Origin of the sequence: Ruminococcoides bili (assembly GCF_040093295.1) — a bacterium.
Taxonomy (GTDB): Bacteria; Bacillota; Clostridia; order Oscillospirales; family Acutalibacteraceae; genus Ruminococcoides; species Ruminococcoides intestinale_A.
In genome coordinates, this window is the sequence record NZ_JBBNJY010000084.1 from 1 (window position 1) to 2,110 (window position 2,110).

The 2,110-nt window shown below is 36.5% G+C and carries 2 protein-coding genes and 1 pseudogene; all 3 read right to left on the reverse strand.

All coding sequences use genetic code 11. The features are described 5' to 3' along the window. Window positions 1-134, reverse strand: a pseudogene (locus tag AAAY30_RS11410) (ATP-binding protein); the annotation flags it as partial. A gap of 220 nt (window positions 135-354) precedes the next feature. Continuing rightward, window positions 355-1,410 (reverse strand): hypothetical protein, encoded by a 1,056-nt coding sequence (locus AAAY30_RS11415; RefSeq protein ID WP_022234474.1) that lies wholly within the window; start codon window positions 1,408-1,410, stop codon window positions 355-357. A gap of 299 nt (window positions 1,411-1,709) precedes the next feature. After that, complete coding sequence (locus AAAY30_RS11420) at window positions 1,710-1,991, reverse strand: hypothetical protein (protein ID WP_252558875.1); 282 nt, start codon at window positions 1,989-1,991, stop codon at window positions 1,710-1,712. Between the last annotated feature and the right edge of the window lie 119 nt (window positions 1,992-2,110).

The following is a 2,110-nucleotide window of genomic DNA, read 5'->3' on the forward strand; positions in this document are numbered from 1 at the left end:
GCCGATACCTCTATATGTATATCAAAACGGTCAAGCAGCGGACCGCTGATTTTATTAAGGTAATTATGTATCTTTTGTGGAGTACAGGTGCATTTCCCTGACGGGTCATTAAAATATCCGCACGGGCACGGATTCGTTGGAACACTGAACTTGATACAATTTAACCTTATTTCCCCTAGGGGTGTTCAAAGGGGGTTCATTTGAACACCCCTTGAGAAATGGCACTTGCAGGCATAAAAGAAGGCAGACGGTCTCGTTACAAGACCACCTGCCTGTTGATTATTGTTATCTAGTTTTCTGTATCTCGTCAGCCCGACAAACTTGAATTTATCACTATGATAAACAACCAATAGATTATTCGTTAATTTCTTGTTTGTCGCGAAAAGCCTTTTTTGTAACCATTGTGAAATCGAATTTCTCCATGTGGAGTGTGTTATATGGCTTTTCTTCAATTACGATGTCAGATTTGTCTGCTTCTATTATAATGTTTTTTCCGGAAAGATCGCAGGATATCTGCGTTTGAGCTATTGATGGAAGCCCCAATGAATGACAATTTCTTTGGTCATCTTCAAAAGAAGAGCTTTCTTCAAAATAGTCAAGGAAACATTTAAAATATAATCTGCCATTCTCAAAACCGTTGAGCTCTATTTTTGTCCAAGAAGAAGTATATTTATTAATATGTTCTTTAGGGATATCAAAAAACATTCCTACCATTTCAATTATCTTATTACGGTCTTTATTACTGAAAAAACATTTCTTTTTCATAGAATTAGTATCATAAATCCAGGTATGATTAAGACCTTTGTAGATAATTGTTTCATCATCAAGGAAAAACATAACAGATCCATCAAAATGCGGATTGATAAGTTTTTGTGTTTCACGGTCATACCACATTGTATTGTTATTACTATGTGTCCAGTGCTGAAAAAAGATACGCTTTGGCGTAATATGCAAGTCTATGCCGCTTTTCTTGATGCCTGAATGCTTGAACAATACTTCGGATTCTCCGCTGTTTAAGTGATATACAGCAACTTTGTTGCCTATATTGAAAAACAAATCGTTTTCGTAAAAGCAAAGATCACCGTAACATTCACCTTTATATATCAGCTTTTCTTTTCCCGTAGAGAAATCTCCAATATATATGCTTGCTTTTTTGCTTAACTTGTAATCGGCTCCGTCGGGCAGAAATTCCTGAGTATACCATGCAGCCATATTATTTCCGATAGCAATGTCCTGAACGGCTGTATGCTTTTCGATTTTTATATCCTCGCTTCTGTTTGACAAATGCTTTCCACCAACGCTGATTGCAGGCATTATTGACGGACGAGGATACTCTCCGTGAGCATCAAAAGAATATTTAATATTATTCTCGCTAAAAATGATTTTGCCGTTTTCAATCTTTATATCCATAAGTCACCTCATAAACAAATCCCAATTTTTCTGTATCTTGCTCCCATCTTCTTGCCCATCGGACAAGAATCATCCCTCGCTCAAAGAGCTCTGTCAATTCCGATTTGTAAAACTCAACACACTTATTATACCTTATATCGGCTGATTCGCATATCAATTTTATGTCATATTTATGTCATATTTTTGCAATATAAAAGGTCAAACCCGACAAGCCCGATGGCTACTGACGAATTTGACCTTTTATAATCAAATTTTCGTTTTTTTCTTCTATTATAATATATGTCAAATCAGGATTTAATTTATCTCGTTTTTATCTTAAATCCGTTCTTAAAGATGAATAGTATATCATCCTTTGACTTTACCACCACTTCATGAACAAGGCTGCTCCAAAGTCCCTCATCGAATTCCTCTACCAAAGCACCCTGCTTTTCCAATGCCCGGATGAAACCCTTGAATAATTCCCTCTGAGCCTTTTTGCTTTCAATCTGTTCTGAAATCTTGTCATAATCTGCTTTGATGGTATTGTACCTTTCGGTAAGGTCAGCATATCTTCTCTCATATTCATTCTGTTCAAGTGCCATCCGGCTGTTCTCCGCTATGGCTGTCTGCATCTGATCTGTGATTCAGTCAGACAATTTTTATTATCCAATCTGAATTTTATAACCGAAAATCATTTTCCCCAATACTTTCTGTCCAAACT